Source organism: Kitasatospora azatica KCTC 9699 (assembly GCF_000744785.1).
GTDB classification, from domain to species: domain Bacteria; phylum Actinomycetota; class Actinomycetes; order Streptomycetales; family Streptomycetaceae; genus Kitasatospora; species Kitasatospora azatica.
Genome location: NZ_JQMO01000002.1, coordinates 728,761 through 743,783, shown reverse-complemented (window position 1 = coordinate 743,783; position 15,023 = coordinate 728,761). Strand labels below are relative to the sequence as shown.

The following is a 15,023-nucleotide window of genomic DNA, read 5'->3' as shown; positions in this document are numbered from 1 at the left end:
GCGACGAGCAGCAAGCCAAGCAACGAGCAGCGACGAGCAGCAAGCCGGCAGCAAGCGGGTACCAAAGCGTGAAGGCCCGGACTCCGTACGGAGTCCGGGCCTTCGCGCGTGTCCGTCACCCCCGGGAGACCGGCTGGTCCACCGCGAAGAGCTGCTCCTCCACCTGATCCAGCGCCAGCCGCAGCGCGCCCAGCGCCACCACGTCCTCGCCCAGCGAGGAGAGCGCCACCTCGGGGGCCCGCAGGCAGTACTGGGCCAGCTGCTCGCGCAGCGGGTCCAGCACGTCGTCCAGGCCGGCCGCCCAGCCGCCGACCACCACCAGCTGCGGGTCGATGGCCAGCACCAGGGCCGCGACATCGTGCACCAGGCGGCGCAGGAAGCGGTCCATCGCCACCTTGGCGACCTCGTCGCCCTCCCGAGCCAGCGTCAGCACCCGGGCCACGGCGGCCTCGTCCAGCGGGTCGAGCGGCTTGCCGGTGGTGGAGAGCAGCCGCTCGGGCGTGGCCTCCTGGCCGAGCAGGTGCAGTGCGCCGATCTCGCCGGCAGCGCCGCCGAAGCCTCGGTGCAGCCGGCCGTTGATCAGCGAACCGGCGCCGGGGCTCAGCCCGGCCAGGACGAAGACCACATCGCCCATGCCGACCGCGACGCCCTGCCAGTGTTCGGCGATCGCGGCCAGGTTGGCGTCGTTCTCGATCAGCACCGGACAGCGGAACGAGCGGCGCAGCCGGGCGCCCAGGTCGAGGCCGGTCCAGCCGGGCATCGCGGTGCCCAGGCGCACCGAGCCGTCCTTGTCCACGATCCCGGGGCTGCCGACGCCGACCGCCCAGAGGCTGTCCCGGGAGACCCCGGCCTTGCGCAGCAGTTCGGCGACGGCGGTGCGCACCGCGCCCAGCCGCTCCTCGGCGTCCAGCGTCTCGTCCACCTCGCGGGCGTAGCTGCCCACCTGATCGCCGGCCAGGTCGGCGAGCACCACCCGGACCACGTGCACGCCGATCTCGACGCCCAGGATGTGCCCGGCCTCGGCGCGGAACCGGAACCAGCGGGCCGGGCGACCGCGCTGGCGGCCGCCGTCCTGGGTCTGCTCGACCTCGGCGACCAGGCCGGACTCGACCAGGCCCTCGATCACGCCCTCGACGGTCGGACGGGACAGCCCGGTGTCGCCGACCAGCTGGGTCAGGGTCACGGCCTGCCCGTCGCGCAGCGCGCGCAGGGTGACGGCGGCGTTGATCCGACGCAGCAGCGAGGAGTCTCCTCCGGTGAGCCGATCCGCCAAATCGCTGCCTTTCCGCGTTCGCGCGACTGCCCTGGCGCGCGGTGACGAGTGTCCACGGGCATCCACCACCCCGCGAGCAAAGGCCCAGCGGCTACGCCACGAGGGAGTGCCGCAGGCCGAAGGGCATCAGCCGGATCCTAGCCCCGCCCCCTCCTGGCCGCGAGCATCCGTGCAGCTCATGACTGGTTCGGTATCGAAAGTTGACCTACGGCGGTGGTCGGCGAGGCTGCGACCGGCCGTCGACGTTTGGTGACGGTCCGCATCCGGATCGGCGCGTACAGTTGCCGCGTGTAATCGGCGGTCGCCAAGATGGCCGCACGGCGACACAGCTGCCAGGGCTCCCGACCGGAGCCGGAGTGCCGCCGGAGCGAAGGAGTCGACATGTCGAATGGCCAGGCCAGTGGGCCGGTTCCGGACCCGTGGCGGGTCCCGGTCAACATCACCGTGCCGATGTCGGTGGCGAGCGACCTCGATCAGATGCAGGGGGTGCTCAAGGAGGTGATGACGCAGCTCGGTTGCCCGCACTGCCACTCCGGGCGCGACATCCGGTTCAACGTCACCTCGGACTTCGTGGTGAACCCGGCCGGCCAGGTCGCGCCGGCGGTCGGAACCGTCGGCTTCGGGGGCTGACGGACCATGACCCGGCTCGGCGTCGGGCTCACCCACGCGCCCGGACTGGACCGGGTCATGGCAGCGTGCGGCGATCTGCTGGAGGTCGTCGAGATCGAGCCGCAGACCCTGTGGCGGACCCGGACCGATGGCGAAATCGACGTCGACGAGGAGGCGCTGCGTCGACTGGCCGATCTGCCTGGAGCCCGCCTCCTGCACGGGATCGGCAACCCGGTCGGAGGGTGCCTGCAGCCGGACGGCGAGCAGCTCGACCGCTTCGCCCAGCTCGCCGAGCGGCTCGGCACGCCCTGGGTGAGCGAGCACCTGGCGTTCAACCGGGTACGGCCGCCGGGCCAGGGCGGCGGCGCCGAGTTCCGCACGGGTTTCATGCTGCCGCCGCGCCAGACTGCCTCCGGTGTCCGGCACAGTGTCAGCTCCGTGCGGACGATGATGGACCGGCTGCCCGTGCCGCTCGCGGTCGAGATTGGCACCAACTACCTGCGGCCGCGCCCCGACGAACTGCCTGACGGAGAGTTCGTCGCGCGCGTGGCCGAGGGCGCCGGGTGCGGTCTGCTGCTGGACCTTCACAACGTGCTGGCCAACGAGCGCAACGGCCGCGGCGGGGTTGAGCAGCTACTCGCCGACCTGCCGCTGGACCGGGTCTGGGAGGTGCACCTGGCCGGCGGCCTCGAACACCGGGGCTACTGGCTGGACGCACACAGCGGACTGCCGGACCAGGAGTTGCTCGATCTCGCCGCGCGGGTGCTTCCCCGCCTGCCGGCGCTGCGCGCGGTGCTCTTCGAGGTGGTGGGCCCAGCCGTCACACAGCTGGAGGCGGCAGAGGTCCGCGACCTGCTGGTCCGGGTACGGGAGATGTGGCCCCAGCACCCGGCTGCCGACCTGCCCCGACCGTGGCGGTCGCCGCTGCCAGCGCAGGCGGGCCCGGACCCGGTGTCGCCACAGGAGGGGTCGCCACGGGAGTGCTCGCCTCAGGAGTGCTCGCCACAGGAATGGGAGCACACGCTCGGCAGCCTGGTGATCGGGCGGAGCCCGGACAGCCCGCTCGCCCGGGAGTTGGCAGCCGACCCCGCGCTGCCGCTGCTGCGCGAGTTGGTCAGCGAGTTCCGGGCCGGCGCCTTGGTCGGCACCCTGGTGCACACTCTTCGCCTGCTGCTCCTCACCCTCGGCACCGAGGGCGTACGCGAGCTGCTGGACGGTTACACACGAGCCCAGCCGCCGCCGCTCTTCGCCACTCAGGAGGCGTTCGCCTTCGCCGACCACCTGCGCCGCGCCCGCCCGGCCGTCGAGTGGTTGAGCGACGTGCTCGAACTCGACCTCGGTCTCATCCGGGTGCAGCTCGACGGGGAGCCGCAGACGGTCGAGCTCGACACCGAGCCGACCGCCCTGCTGGCTGCCCTCGGCGCCGGCCGCCTCCCGGTCGGCGCACCGCGCGGCCCACACCGGGTCCGGCTGGTCGACGACCGCGCGCCGGAGCGCAGCAGCGCCTGAGGCGGCCGGCCGTGGCTCTATGCTGCGAGCATGTCGAACGCGCTCAGCGCCCTTGAACCTGGTACCGCCGCTGGATCGGGTACAGCTGCTGGATCGGGCACCGCCGCTCTGTCGGATGCCGCTTTCGTGCGGGCCCAGACTCGCCTGACGCCCGTTCCTTCGGTGCCCGAGGTCCGCCTGCAGATGGCCGAGGACGCCATCGCGCTGTGGGAGACGACGGAGTCGGCGCGCGGCGAGATCGGGCTGCCGCCGCCGTTCTGGGCCTTCGCCTGGGCCGGCGGGGTGGCGGTCGCCCGGTACGTGCTCGACCATCCCGAACTGGTGGCGGGGCGGACCGTGCTGGACCTGGCGGCAGGCTCCGGACTGGTCGGGATCGCGGCTGCGCTGCGTGGTGCGAGCGCGGTGCGGGCCGCCGAGATCGACGCCTACGCGGTGGCGGCAATCGGCATCAACGCCGTGGCGAACGGCGTCCGGGTGGACGCGGCGTTCGAGGACCTGCTCGACGGTGACGGCGGTCCGGCCGAGGTGGTGCTCGCGGGGGACGTGTTCTACGAGCGGGCGATGGCCGCGCGGTTCCTGCCGTTCCTGGAGCGGGCGCAGGCCAGGGGAGCGCGAGTGATCGTCGGCGACCCGGGACGGGCGTACCTGCCGCGGGAGCGGTTCACGGCGCTGGCCGCGTACGAAGTGCCGGTGGTGGCCGACCTGGAGGACACCGCCCTCAAGACCACCACGGTCTGGGAGCTGGGTCGTCCCGAGGATTGAAATGGCCGGTGCTCGGGCCAAGTCGGCTGGTAGAGCTGGGCGCATGACTGATCTGATCATCCGACCGGCTGTCGTCGAGGAGATCCCCGCCCTGCTGGCCTTCTGGGCCCGGGCGGCCGAGGGCACCAGCATCACCGACGACCCGGCCGGTGTGGCCCGCCTGCTGGAGCGCGACCCCGAGGCGCTGATCGTCGCCGAGCGCACGGGTGCGGTGGTCGGGACGGTGATCGCCGGCTGGGACGGCTGGCGCGCCTCCCTCTACCGCCTCGCGGTCGACCCCGAGCACCGCCGCCAGGGCATCGGCGCGGCCCTGCTGGCGGCGGCCGAGGAACGGTTCACCGCCCTCGGCGGCCGCCGCGCCGACGCCATGGTGCTGGAACGCAACGAGCTCGGTCGGCGCACCTGGCAGGCCGCCGGCTACACCCGTGAGGACCACTGGCGCCGGTGGGTCAAGCCGCTGACGGACTGACGGACTGACGGACCGACCGGCTCGCCGATTGCCCGGGGCCGGGCCGAGGCCTACCGCGCCGCGAACTCCGCCGTGAACTCTGCCGTGAACTCCTCGGCGAAGGCCGCCGCGTCCCAGTGCCCGCCGAGGGCCGGGGCCAGCGCCGCCGCCGCACGGTCGGCGAAGCCCGCTGCCTGCGCCGTCGCCCCGGCGGGGAGGGCGCCGAGCAGCGGGGCGCCGGCGTCCTTGGGGAGGTCGGCGAGGTTGCAGCGCATCGCGAGGTCCGGGTCGCCGGGCCAGCTGCCGATCACGATGCCGGCGCTGCGCAGCCCGCGGGCGCGCAGTGCCTCCGCGTTGAGCGAGGTGGTGTTGAGGCTGCCGAGACCGGCCGTCACCACGGTCAGCACCTCGGCGTCCAGGGCCTGTGCCATGTCGGCCAGGGTCAGCCCGTCCTCGTTGTAGCGGACCAGCAGGCCGCCCGCACCTTCGACCAGGGTCAGGTCATGATGAGGCGTCAAAGCATTGACGCCGGACACGACCTGATCAAGCGTCAGTGCGGGAAGCCCCGACCGCCGGGCGGCGGTGTCCGGCGCCAGCGGCTCCGGATACCGTGCCAGCTCGCGCAGCGTCACGCCCGCGCCGGCCAGTCGTCCGACCTCCTGCGCGTCACCCGGCTCGCCGGGCGCCACGCCGGTCTGCCCGGGCTTGAGCACGGCCACCGACCGTCCGGCCCGCACCGCGAGCGCGGCGATCGCCGCCGTGACCGCGGTCTTGCCGACCTCGGTGCCGGTGCCGGTGACGAAGAGCAAACGACTCATGCGCCCACCTCCGCCGCCGTGACCTCCGCAGTCGCCGCTGCCGCCGCCGCGACCGCCGCGCCGATCCGGGCCAGGTCGTCGTCCCCGGTGACATACGGCGGCATCGTGTAGATCAGGTCCCGGAACGGGCGCAGCCAGACACCCTCGCGGGCGGCGGCCTCGGTGGCCGCCCGTACGTTCACCGGGCGGTCCAGCTGGACCACGCCGATCGCGCCGAGCACCCGCACATCGGCCACGCCCGGGAGGTCGACGGCCCCGGCGAGTCCGGCCCGCAGACCGGTCTCGATCCGCTTGACCTCGGTCTGCCAGTCCTGGCGCAGCAGCAGGTCGATCGAGGCGTTGGCGACGGCGGCGGCCAGCGGGTTGCCCATGAAGGTCGGCCCGTGCGCCAGCACCGGCATCTCGCCGCGGCTGATCCCGTCCGCCACCTCGCTGGTGCAGAGCGTGGCGGCCATGGTCAGGTAACCGCCGGTCAGCGCCTTGCCCAGGCAGAGCACATCCGGCGAGACCCCGGCGTGGTCGGCGGCGAAGAGCGCGCCGGAGCGGCCGAAGCCGGTGGCGATCTCGTCGAAGATCAGCAGCACGCCGTGCCGGTCGCACAGCTCGCGCAGCAGCCGCAGGTACCCGGGGGAGTGGAAGCGCATACCGCCCGCGCCCTGGACCACGGGCTCCACGATCACGGCGGCCAGCTCGTCGGCGTTCCGCTCGATCGCCTCGGCCAGCTCGGCAGCGTACGCCGGGTCGACCTCGGCGTCGAAGCCGGCCGGCGGCTCGGCGACGAAGAGCTGACGCGGCAGCACCCCGCCCCAGAGCTGGTGCATCCCGCCCTCCGGGTCGCAGACCGACATCGGGTGGAAGGTGTCGCCGTGGTAGCCGCCGCGCCAGGTCAGCAGCCGCTGCTTGGCGGGCCGCCCGATCGACTGCCAGTACTGCAGGCACATCTTCATCGCGACCTCGACCCCGACCGATCCGGAGTCGGCCAGGAACACGTGCTGCAGCGGTTCCGGGGTGATCTCCACCAAGGTCGAGGCGAGCCGGATGGCGGGCTCATGGGTGAGCCCGCCGAACATCACATGGCTCATCCGGCCCAGCTGCTCGCGCACCGCCTCGTTGAGCACCGGGTGGTTGTAGCCGTGCACGGCCGCCCACCAGGAGGACATGCCGTCGATCAACTCGCGGTGCCCGCCGACCGGTTCGGCCATCCGCAGGCGGACCCCGGAGGCCGACTCGACCAGGTACGAGGGCACCGTGCCGGGCATCGGCCCGTAGGGGTGCCAGACGTGCGCCCGGTCCAGCGCGAGCAGGGACTGCGGGTTCGATGCGTGGAGCATTTCGTGGGGCATCAGGCGTTCGGGGCCAGCTCGGTACCGGCGCCGCGACGGCGCACCTTCACCAGGTCGGAGCGGAGCTCGTCGTTGCCCGTCTCCGGAGCGGCCGCCGGGCCGTCCCCGCACGGGCCGCAACCGCCGCCCGCGTGCCCGCCGCAGCCCGCAGCAGCAGCCGGCGCCTCCCCGCCGCAGGCCGAGGCCTCGCCGTGGGAGCCGCAGCCGCCGGCCGCCGGCACCTCCGAGCGGTGGCGGGGCAGTGTCATCTCGCCCTGGCCCTCGACCTCGAAGCCCGCGTCCTTGATCATGTCGAGGTCGGCCTGCCCGGCCTGGCCCTCGCTGGTCAGGTAGTCGCCCAGGAAGATCGAGTTGGCGATGTGCAGGCCGAGCGGCTGCATGCTGCGCAGGTGCACCTCACGGCCGCCGGCGATCCGCACCTCGACGTCGGGGCAGACGAACCGGACCATCGCCAGGATCCGCAGGCAGCGCTGCGGGGTGAGGTTCCACTCCTTGGCCAGCGGGGTGCCCTCGAACGGGATCAGGAAGTTCACCGGCACCGAGTCCGAGCCCAGCTCGCGCAGCGCGAAGACCACGTCCACCAGGTCCTCGTCGGTTTCGCCCATGCCGGCGATCAGGCCCGAGCAGGCCGACAGGCCCGCGCCGTGCGCCTTCTGCACGGTGTCCACCCGGTCCGCGTAGGTGTGGGTGGTGGTGATGTCCCCGTAGGTGGACTCGGAGGTGTTCAGGTTGTGGTTGTAGGCGTCGACGCCGACCGCGGCCAGCCGCTCGGCCTGGTTGTCGGAGAGCAGGCCCAGACAGGCGCAGATCTCGACGCCCGGCTCCTGGTCCTTGATCGCGGTGATGGTGTCGGCGACCCGCTCGATGTCACGGTCCGTCGGACCGCGCCCGCTGGCCACCAGGCAGACCCGCTTGGCGCCGCCCGCGACACCGGCGACGGCCGCCTCGGCCGCCTGATCCGGCTTCAGCCAGGTGTACTTGAGGATCTCCGCCTTGGACCCGAGCCGCTGCGAACAGTAGTTGCAGTCCTCCGGGCAGAGCCCGCTCTTGAGGTTGACCAGGTAGTTGAGCTTGACCCGGCGGCCGAACCACTGCCGGCGCACCCGCCCGGCGGCCGCGACCACGTCGAGCAGGTCGTCGTCGGTGGTGGCCAGGACGGCCAGTGCTTCCTCCCTGGTGGGGAGCTCGCGGTTCAGGCCCTTGGCAGTGAGAGTGTCGAGCAGATCCATGGAGCTGATCCTGCCTGGACCACCTTGAGCGGCGCCATACCGAATCGGCCAGAAGATCTCTCCGAGGGTGTGACAACTCGCACAGTGTCGCTTCAGCGGATCGTTCGGACCCGATCGCATGTCCGAACGACCGGGTCGAGCGGTCCGGGCAGATCCCCCTGACCTGCGCCGCCGCGTTGCTGCATACAATCTGCGGCATGACCACGCAGGGGGATTCCCGCTCCATATCCGACGGCCCGTCCGAGACCCCAGGGCACGTCAGAAACGGTACGCGTGGCGGCTCCAGGCGCCTGTTCGTCTGGGGCGGCGTACTGGTCGCGCTCGCGGCCGGCGGCTGGGTGGTGGCCAGCCCGCACCCCGGCGACTGGCTGCCCGGGCTCGGCCCGTCCAGCCAGGACAAGGTGACGGTGGTCGGCAGCCCGCCGCCCACCTCGGCCACCGACCCCAACCCCTTCACCGTGGAGGGGTACTTCCCGTCCAGTCGGCCGATCGAGCTCAACAACTACAAGGGCCGGCGCTCCTCCGGCGGCCGACAGGGCAACGACTGCGCCGAGACGCTGCGCGACCCGGCCAAGAACGTGCTCAAGGACACCGGCTGCCAGGGGTATCTGACGGTCAGCATCAGCCGCCAGGACACCAAGGTGCTCACCAGCGTCACCGTGCTGCGGTTCGCGGACGACGCCGCGGCCGCCAAGGCGGCGGGGCTGATACAGGGTCAGGGCGGCCTGCTCACCTTCGTGCTGCCGGACTCCACCATCGCCTCGCCCTCGGCGGCGGCCGCGGCCAAGAGCGACTCGGCGCCGCGGGTGGAGGCGGTGCGGCACTACGTCACCGTCACCACCTCGCGCTACGCCGACGGGCACCCCCCGAACGTCCCGGTCGACCAGGACCTGGACGAGGCCTCCCGCGCCGCCTCCTACACGGCGGGGACGGCCTTCGTCTGGTCGTAGCCGGACGGGTCGTGGCCGGACGGGTCGTGAAGGGACGGGCCGTCGCCGGACGAGCCCCCCGGGGGCAGGTCCGGCTCAGCCCAGCCGGTCCACCGCCGTGACCTGCAGCACGGCCCGGCCCTCGTCGTCCGAGCCGTGCAGGTCGACCTCGGCGCTGATGCCCCAGTCGTGGTCGCCCGCCGGGTCGTCGAAGATCTGCCGGACCCGCCAGATGCCGTCCGCCTCGTTCTCCTCGATCAGCAGCATCTTGGGCCCGCGCGCGTCCGGACCGGTGCCGAGGTCGTCGTGCTCCTCGTAGTAGGCGTCCATCGCGTCCGCCCAGCGGTCCGCGTCCCAGCCGTACTCGCCGTCCAACTCGCCGAGCTCCCGGTAGTGTTCGAGCGCGGCCAGCTCCACCCGGCGGAACATCTCGTTGCGCACCAGCACCCGGAAGGCCCGCGCGTTGGCGGTGACCGGGAGCGGCTTGGACTCCAACTCCCGCTCCTCCTCGGTCTCATCGGTCGGATTGGCGAGCTGCTCCCACTCGTCCAGCAGGCTGGAGTCGACCTGGCGGACCAGCTCGCCCAGCCAGGCGATCACGTCCTTGAGCGCCTCGGTCTTGATGTCGTCGGGCACCGTCTGTTCCAGGGCCTTGAAGGCGCCCGCCAGATAGCGCAGCACGATGCCCTCGGTGCGGGCCAGGTCGTAGTGGCCGACGTAGTCGGTGAAGGTCATCGCCCGCTCGAACAGGTCGCGGGCCACCGACTTGGGCTGCAGCTGGTAGTCGCCGATCCACGGGTGGGCGCGGCGGTAGACCTCGTAGGCGTGGTCGAGCAGCTCCTCCAGCGGCTTCGGGTAGGTCACATCCTGCAGCCGCTCCATCCGCTCCTCGTACTCGATCCCGTCGCGCTTCATCTCGCCGATCGCGTCGCCGCGCGCCTTGTTCTGCTGCGCGGCCAGGATCTGGCGCGGGTCGTCCAGGGTCGCCTCGACCACCGAGACCACGTCCATCGCGTAGCTGGGGGACTCCTGGTCCAGCAGCTCGAAGGAGGCCAGCGCGAAGGTGGAGAGCGGCTGGTTGAGCGCGAAGTTCTCCTGCAGGTCCACGGTCAGGCGGACGATCCGGCCCTCGGCGTCCGGCTCGGGCAGCCGCTCCACCACGCCGCCGGCCAGCAGCGAGCGGTAGATCGCGATCGCCGAGCGGATGTGCCGGCGCTGGGCCGAGCGCTCCTCGTGGTTGTCGGTGAGCAGGTGCCGCATCGCCTCGAAGGCGTTGCCCGGACGGCCGATCACCGCGAGCAGCATCGCGTGGCTGACCTTGAACCGGGAGACCAGCGGCTCCGGTTCGGCCGCGATCAGCCGCTCGAAGGTCTCCTCGGTCCAGCCGACGAAACCTTCCGGCGCCTTCTTGCGGACCACCTTGCGCTTCTTCTTCGGGTCGTCGCCGGCCTTGGCGATCGCCTTGTCGTTCTCCACCACGTGCTCGGGCGCCTGCGCGACCACCTGGCCGACGGTGTCGAAGCCGGCCCGGCCGGCCCGGCCCGCGATCTGGTGGAACTCGCGGGCCCGCAGCACCCGCACCTTGACCCCGTCGTACTTGGAGAGCGCGGTGAACAGCACGGTGCGGATCGGCACGTTGACCCCGACGCCGAGCGTGTCGGTGCCGCAGATCACCTTCAACAGGCCTGCCTGGGCGAGGCGTTCGACCAGGCGACGGTACTTGGGCAGCATGCCCGCGTGGTGCACGCCGATACCGTGCCGGACGTAACGCGACAGGTTGCGGCCGAACTTGGTGGTGAAACGGAAGTTGCCGATCAGTGCGGCGATGGCGTCCTTCTCCGCCTTCGAGCACATGTTGATGCTCATCAGCGACTGGGCCCGCTCCACCGCCTCCTTCTGGGTGAAGTGCACGACGTAGACCGGGGCCTGACCGGTCGTCAGCAACTCCTCCAGGGTGTCGTGCAGGGTGGTGCGCTTGTACTCGTAGAACAGCGGGACCGGACGGGTCGCCGAGCGGACCACGGTGGTCGGCCGGCCGGTGCGCCGGGTCAGGTCCGTCTCGAACCGGCGGACGTCGCCCAGCGTCGCCGACATCAGCAGGAACTGCACCTGCGGCAGCTCCAGGATCGGGATCTGCCAGGCCCAACCGCGGTCCGGCTCCGCGTAGAAGTGGAACTCGTCCATCACCACTTGGCCGATGTCGGCCCGGTCGCCGTCCCGCAGCGCGATGTTGGCCAGCACCTCCGCCGTGCAGCAGATGATCGGCGCGGTCGGGTTCACGCTCGCGTCGCCGGTCATCATGCCGACCTGCTCGGTGCCGAAGATCTTGCAGAGGTCGAAGAACTTCTCCGAGACCAGCGCCTTGATCGGCGCGGTGTAGAAGGTCCGCTTGCCCTCGGCCAACGCCGCGAAGTGCGCACCGGCCGCGACCAGCGACTTCCCCGAGCCGGTCGGGGTCGCCAGGATCACGTTGGCGCCGGTGAACAGCTCGATCAGCGCGTCCTCCTGGGCGGGGTACAGCGTGATGCCCCGCTCCTCGGCCCACGCGGCGAAGGTGGTGTACAGCGCATCGGCGTCGGCGGGCTTGGGCATCAGGTCAAGGAGGGTCACCTGCTTACCCTATCGTTCACCTGCGCCGACCCCGGTGTGCAGCGGATTACGTTGCCCTTGGTGCGCCCGGCGTGCCAGTCTGCGATTCATGATCGAGCCCTCCGCCCCCGCCCGCCCGTACGCCCCGGCCACCGTCTTCGACTGGCTCGACGAGGCCGCGGAGCTGCGCGCGAAGGCCGGACTCACCCGGACCCTGCGCAGCCGCCCCGCCGAGGACCCGGTGCTCGACCTCGCCAGCAACGACTACCTCGGCCTGACCCACCACCCCGTGGTCACCGAGGCCGCTGCCGAGGCGGCCCGGCGCTGGGGCGGCGGATCGACGGGATCGCGCCTGGTCACGGGCACCACGGCGCTGCACACGGAACTGGAAGTCGAGCTGGCCGACTTCTACGGGGTGGAGGCGGCGCTGGTCTTCTCCTCCGGCTACGCCGCCAACCTGGCCGCGCTCACCGCGCTGACCGACCCCGACACGCTGATCGTCTCGGACGCCTACAACCACGCCTCGCTGATCGACGGCTGCCGGCTCTCCCGCGCCGCCGTCCACCGCTCCCCGCACGGCGACCCGGCCGCCGTCGCCGCCGCGCTGGCCGAGCGCAGCCAGCCGCGGGCGCTGGTCGTCAGCGACACCGTCTTCTCGGTGGACGGAAACGCCGCCCGGCTGCCCGAGCTCTCCGCCGCCGCCCGGGCGCACGGCGCGGCGCTCCTGGTGGACGACGCGCACGGCCTCGGGGTGCTCGGCCCCGGCGGGCGGGGCGCGCTGCTGGCCGCCGGGCTGGCGGGGGAGCCCGACACCGTCGCCACCGCCACCCTGTCCAAGTCGCTCGGCTCGCAGGGCGGGGTGGTGCTCGGGCCGGCCCGGGTGATCCGGCACCTGGTCGAGACCGCCCGCACCTTCATCTTCGACACCGGCCTGGCACCGGCGGCGGTGGGCGCCGCACTGGCCGCGCTGCGCCTGCTGCGCGCCGAGCCCTCGCGGGCCGAGCGGGCCCGCGAGGTGGCCCACACCCTGGCCGCCCGACTCACCGCCGCCGGACTGACGGCGAGCACCCCGGACGCGGCCGTCGTCTCGGTCCGGGCCCCCGGCCCTGAGCAAGCGCTCGCTTGGGCGGCGGACTGCCGCCGGGCCGGGCTGGCGGTGGGGTGCTTCCGCCCGCCGTCCGTCCCGGACGGCTACTCGCGGCTGCGGCTGACGGCGCGGGCGGACCTGACGGAGGAGCAGATCACGCTGGCGGTGTCCACGCTGGCGCGGACGCGCCCGGAGAGCTGACGAGCGAGGAGGGGTCGGCCTCCCCGGAGCGACCACCGGCCGGCCCCGAGCAGCTCGCTGAGCCGGGCCCGCAGCACCGGTCCGAGCGGTGGAGCGCAGGCACCGGCCACTGCGGCCAGCAGCGGCAACCAGCGCGGCCCCGCGCAGGCGAGCAGGAGCAGCAGGGCCGCGTACGGCGCGGCCAGCACCGGCAGTACCCGGCGCGCACCGTGACGGTCGATCAGGGCGGCCCGCACCGGGGCGAGTGCGGCCGCGGTCAGTCCGAACAGGGCCAGCACCGCGCCGACGGAGGTGTAGGACCCGGTGGTGTCACGGACCGTCAGGACCAGGGCCAGCGCCACCGTCCCGTACGAGAGCCGCCCCACCAGGGCGGCCAGGAATACCGGCGCGAGGCCGGGCATGCGGTTCATCGGAGGGTTCCTCAACGGAGAGAGCGTGCGGGGGACACCGAAGGACCGCACCACCACAGGCCGTGGTCATGGGTGCGGTCGCACGCCCGGTCCTACGCAAGGAAGAGGAACACGCCCTCACGCTAGCAGCACCGGTGCCGCTACTGTCAGGGTTTACGACCGTTAACCTTCTCCGCGAAATCTGCGAAACCCCACTGGAGGCTCCCTCATGACCCGGTTCGTCACCCTGGAGGTCGCGGACGCCGTCGGCACCATCCGACTGGCCCGCCCGCCGATGAACGCGCTGGACGTCGCGATGCAGGACCAGCTGCGCGAGGTCGCCGACGAGGCCACCGCGCGCGAGGACGTGCGGGCCGTGGTGATCTACGGCGGCGAGAAGGTGTTCGCGGCCGGCGCGGACATCAAGGAGATGCAGCGGATGTCGTACACCGACATGGTCGCCCGCGGCGGCGCGCTGCAGGACGCGTTCACCGCCGTGGCCCGGATCCCCAAGCCGGTGGTGGCCGCGGTGACCGGCTACGCGCTGGGCGGCGGCTGCGAGCTGGCGCTGTGCGCGGACATCCGGATCGCCGCGGAGAACGCCAAGCTCGGCCAGCCGGAGATCCTGCTCGGTCTGATCCCGGGCGCCGGCGGCACCCAGCGGCTGGCCCGGCTGGTCGGCCCGGCCAAGGCCAAGGAGCTGATCTTCACGGGCCGTCAGGTGCGCGCCGAGGAGGCGCTGCGGATCGGCCTGGTCGACCAGGTGGTTCCGGCCGAGGAGGTCTACCAGGCCGCGCTGGACTGGGCCGGCAAGCTCGCCACCGGGCCCGCCTGGGCGCTGCGGGCCGCCAAGGAGGCCGTGGACCGTGGCCTGGAGGCCGACCTGGACACCGGCCTGGCGATCGAGCGCACCCTGTTCGCCGGCCTGTTCGCCACCGAGGACCGCGCCACCGGCATGCGCAGCTTCATCGAGGACGGCCCGGGCAAGGCCAAGTTCGCCTAGGGCTTGTCCGACCCTAGGTCTGCGGCTGACGGCGACTGAGCAGCACCTCCGCGCCCACCGGCCGGTAGCCGGCCGCCTGCAGTGCGCGGACGCTGGCCGCGTTGCCCGGCGGCTGCTGGGCCCAGACCGCGTCACCTTCCGGCAGCAGGTGCCGGGCGCTCACCCCGAGCGCCCGGCCCAGGCCGCGCCCGCGGGCCTCGGCGTCCACCTCCAGTGCCGCCTCCCAGCGCCCGGCCACCCCGCGCCCGAGCACCAGTACGCCGCCGGGCGCCGTCCACACCCGTACGTCCTCGCGGAACTTCAACGCCCGTACCACTCGCGGGTGTTCGCGGTCCTCGATCTCCACCAGCGGGAGCGGGGGCGGGCCGGGCAGCCGACCGGCCACCGTCATCAGGTCGGTGTTGCCGATCACCCGGTCGGTGCGCCTGGCCAGCGCGAGCAGGAACTCCGGACAGACCGGCGCCGCCAGCGGGTCCGCCTCCACCGAGGCCAGCGTCCGGTGCACCCAGTGCGGGTCCTCGTCGACGAAGACCACCGCGTGCGCGCTGAACGACAGCACGCCCGCCTCCCGGTCGTTGGGCTGGCGCACCACCGTGACCTGCCCGTTGGAGGGCGGGAAGACACCGCGCGCGGCGTCCTGCAGAAAGTCTCCGAGCATCATGATCGACACCTTACGCAGTTCGCCCTTCCGGGTGAGGCCCGGCATGGTGTCGGGCCCGGCAGGCCCAGCTCGGGCACCATCGTGAAGCCCAGCTGTGGCGGCCGTTAAGCAATCCTCGATGGACCGCACCCCCTCCCACCAGGCAGATTGCTGACTGCCCGGTGGCGGAATGG

At 72.7% G+C, this 15,023-nt stretch carries 14 protein-coding genes; 7 read left to right on the top strand and 7 right to left on the bottom strand.

The features are described from left to right. Positions 1 to 115 precede the first annotated feature (115 nt). On the bottom strand, positions 116 to 1,273 hold the full coding sequence (locus BR98_RS03655; RefSeq protein ID WP_035840002.1) for an ROK family protein: 1,158 nt from the start codon (positions 1,271 to 1,273) through the stop codon (positions 116 to 118). 381 nt (positions 1,274 to 1,654) lie between these two features. Here BR98_RS03655 and BR98_RS03650 point away from each other — a divergent pair, with 381 nt between their 5' ends. The 4 genes from BR98_RS03650 (at position 1,655) to BR98_RS03635 (ending at position 4,622) form a co-directional block, all read left to right on the top strand. After that, positions 1,655 to 1,903, top strand: a complete 249-nt coding sequence (locus BR98_RS03650; protein WP_035839999.1) for a hypothetical protein — start codon at positions 1,655 to 1,657, stop codon at positions 1,901 to 1,903. Between the two features lie 6 nt (positions 1,904 to 1,909). Further along, the gene (locus tag BR98_RS03645; RefSeq protein WP_051969263.1) at positions 1,910 to 3,391 is read left to right on the top strand and encodes a multinuclear nonheme iron-dependent oxidase; all 1,482 of its coding nucleotides are present in this window, start codon (positions 1,910 to 1,912) and stop codon (positions 3,389 to 3,391) included. A gap of 162 nt (positions 3,392 to 3,553) precedes the next feature. Next, a complete protein-coding gene (locus BR98_RS03640; RefSeq protein ID WP_232247222.1) occupies positions 3,554 to 4,153 on the top strand; it encodes a class I SAM-dependent methyltransferase in 600 nt (199 codons plus the stop codon). 43 nt (positions 4,154 to 4,196) lie between these two features. Beyond that, complete coding sequence (locus tag BR98_RS03635; RefSeq protein ID WP_035839996.1) at positions 4,197 to 4,622, top strand: GNAT family N-acetyltransferase; 426 nt, start codon at positions 4,197 to 4,199, stop codon at positions 4,620 to 4,622. 50 nt (positions 4,623 to 4,672) lie between these two features. On the opposite strand, the gene bioD is transcribed toward BR98_RS03635, so the two are convergent. From bioD to bioB, 3 genes are read right to left on the bottom strand one after another with little or no spacing between them, the layout of a single operon-like run. Continuing rightward, positions 4,673 to 5,419 (bottom strand): dethiobiotin synthase, encoded by a 747-nt coding sequence (gene bioD / locus BR98_RS03630; protein ID WP_035839993.1) that lies wholly within the window; start codon positions 5,417 to 5,419, stop codon positions 4,673 to 4,675. Next, complete coding sequence (locus tag BR98_RS03625; protein ID WP_035839990.1) at positions 5,416 to 6,750, bottom strand: adenosylmethionine--8-amino-7-oxononanoate transaminase; 1,335 nt, start codon at positions 6,748 to 6,750, stop codon at positions 5,416 to 5,418. The genes bioD and BR98_RS03625 overlap by 4 nt, the downstream gene beginning before the upstream one ends. 11 nt (positions 6,751 to 6,761) lie before the next feature. Next, positions 6,762 to 7,991: a biotin synthase BioB gene (bioB, locus tag BR98_RS03620; RefSeq protein ID WP_035839988.1), complete on the bottom strand. Its 1,230-nt coding sequence runs from the start codon at positions 7,989 to 7,991 to the stop codon at positions 6,762 to 6,764. A 197-nt stretch (positions 7,992 to 8,188) separates the two neighbouring features. Here bioB and BR98_RS03615 point away from each other — a divergent pair, with 197 nt between their 5' ends. Continuing rightward, the gene (locus tag BR98_RS03615; protein ID WP_035839986.1) at positions 8,189 to 8,941 is read left to right on the top strand and encodes a hypothetical protein; all 753 of its coding nucleotides are present in this window, start codon (positions 8,189 to 8,191) and stop codon (positions 8,939 to 8,941) included. A gap of 75 nt (positions 8,942 to 9,016) precedes the next feature. Here BR98_RS03615 and BR98_RS03610 read toward each other — a convergent pair whose 3' ends face one another. Next, on the bottom strand, positions 9,017 to 11,512 hold the full coding sequence (locus BR98_RS03610) for a DEAD/DEAH box helicase (RefSeq protein WP_407639436.1): 2,496 nt from the start codon (positions 11,510 to 11,512) through the stop codon (positions 9,017 to 9,019). A 106-nt stretch (positions 11,513 to 11,618) separates the two neighbouring features. On the opposite strand from BR98_RS03610, the gene BR98_RS03605 reads away from it, so the two are divergent. Continuing rightward, the gene (locus tag BR98_RS03605) at positions 11,619 to 12,797 is read left to right on the top strand and encodes an 8-amino-7-oxononanoate synthase (protein ID WP_051969262.1); all 1,179 of its coding nucleotides are present in this window, start codon (positions 11,619 to 11,621) and stop codon (positions 12,795 to 12,797) included. On the opposite strand, the gene BR98_RS03600 is transcribed toward BR98_RS03605, so the two are convergent. Next, on the bottom strand, positions 12,701 to 13,207 hold the full coding sequence (locus BR98_RS03600) for an MFS transporter (protein WP_051969261.1): 507 nt from the start codon (positions 13,205 to 13,207) through the stop codon (positions 12,701 to 12,703). The two genes, BR98_RS03605 and BR98_RS03600, sit on opposite strands and share 97 nt — an antisense overlap. A 208-nt stretch (positions 13,208 to 13,415) precedes the next feature. Here BR98_RS03600 and BR98_RS03595 point away from each other — a divergent pair, with 208 nt between their 5' ends. Further along, entirely contained in the window at positions 13,416 to 14,189 is a 774-nt protein-coding gene (locus BR98_RS03595; RefSeq protein WP_035839980.1) for an enoyl-CoA hydratase/isomerase family protein, read from the top strand. Between the two features lie 13 nt (positions 14,190 to 14,202). Here the strand turns inward: BR98_RS03595 and BR98_RS03590 are convergent, their stop codons facing one another. Continuing rightward, positions 14,203 to 14,850 carry a GNAT family N-acetyltransferase gene (locus BR98_RS03590; RefSeq protein WP_035842765.1) on the bottom strand — a complete coding sequence of 216 codons (648 nt, stop codon included), beginning with the start codon at positions 14,848 to 14,850 and terminating at the stop codon, positions 14,203 to 14,205. Positions 14,851 to 15,023: the final 173 nt, after the last annotated feature.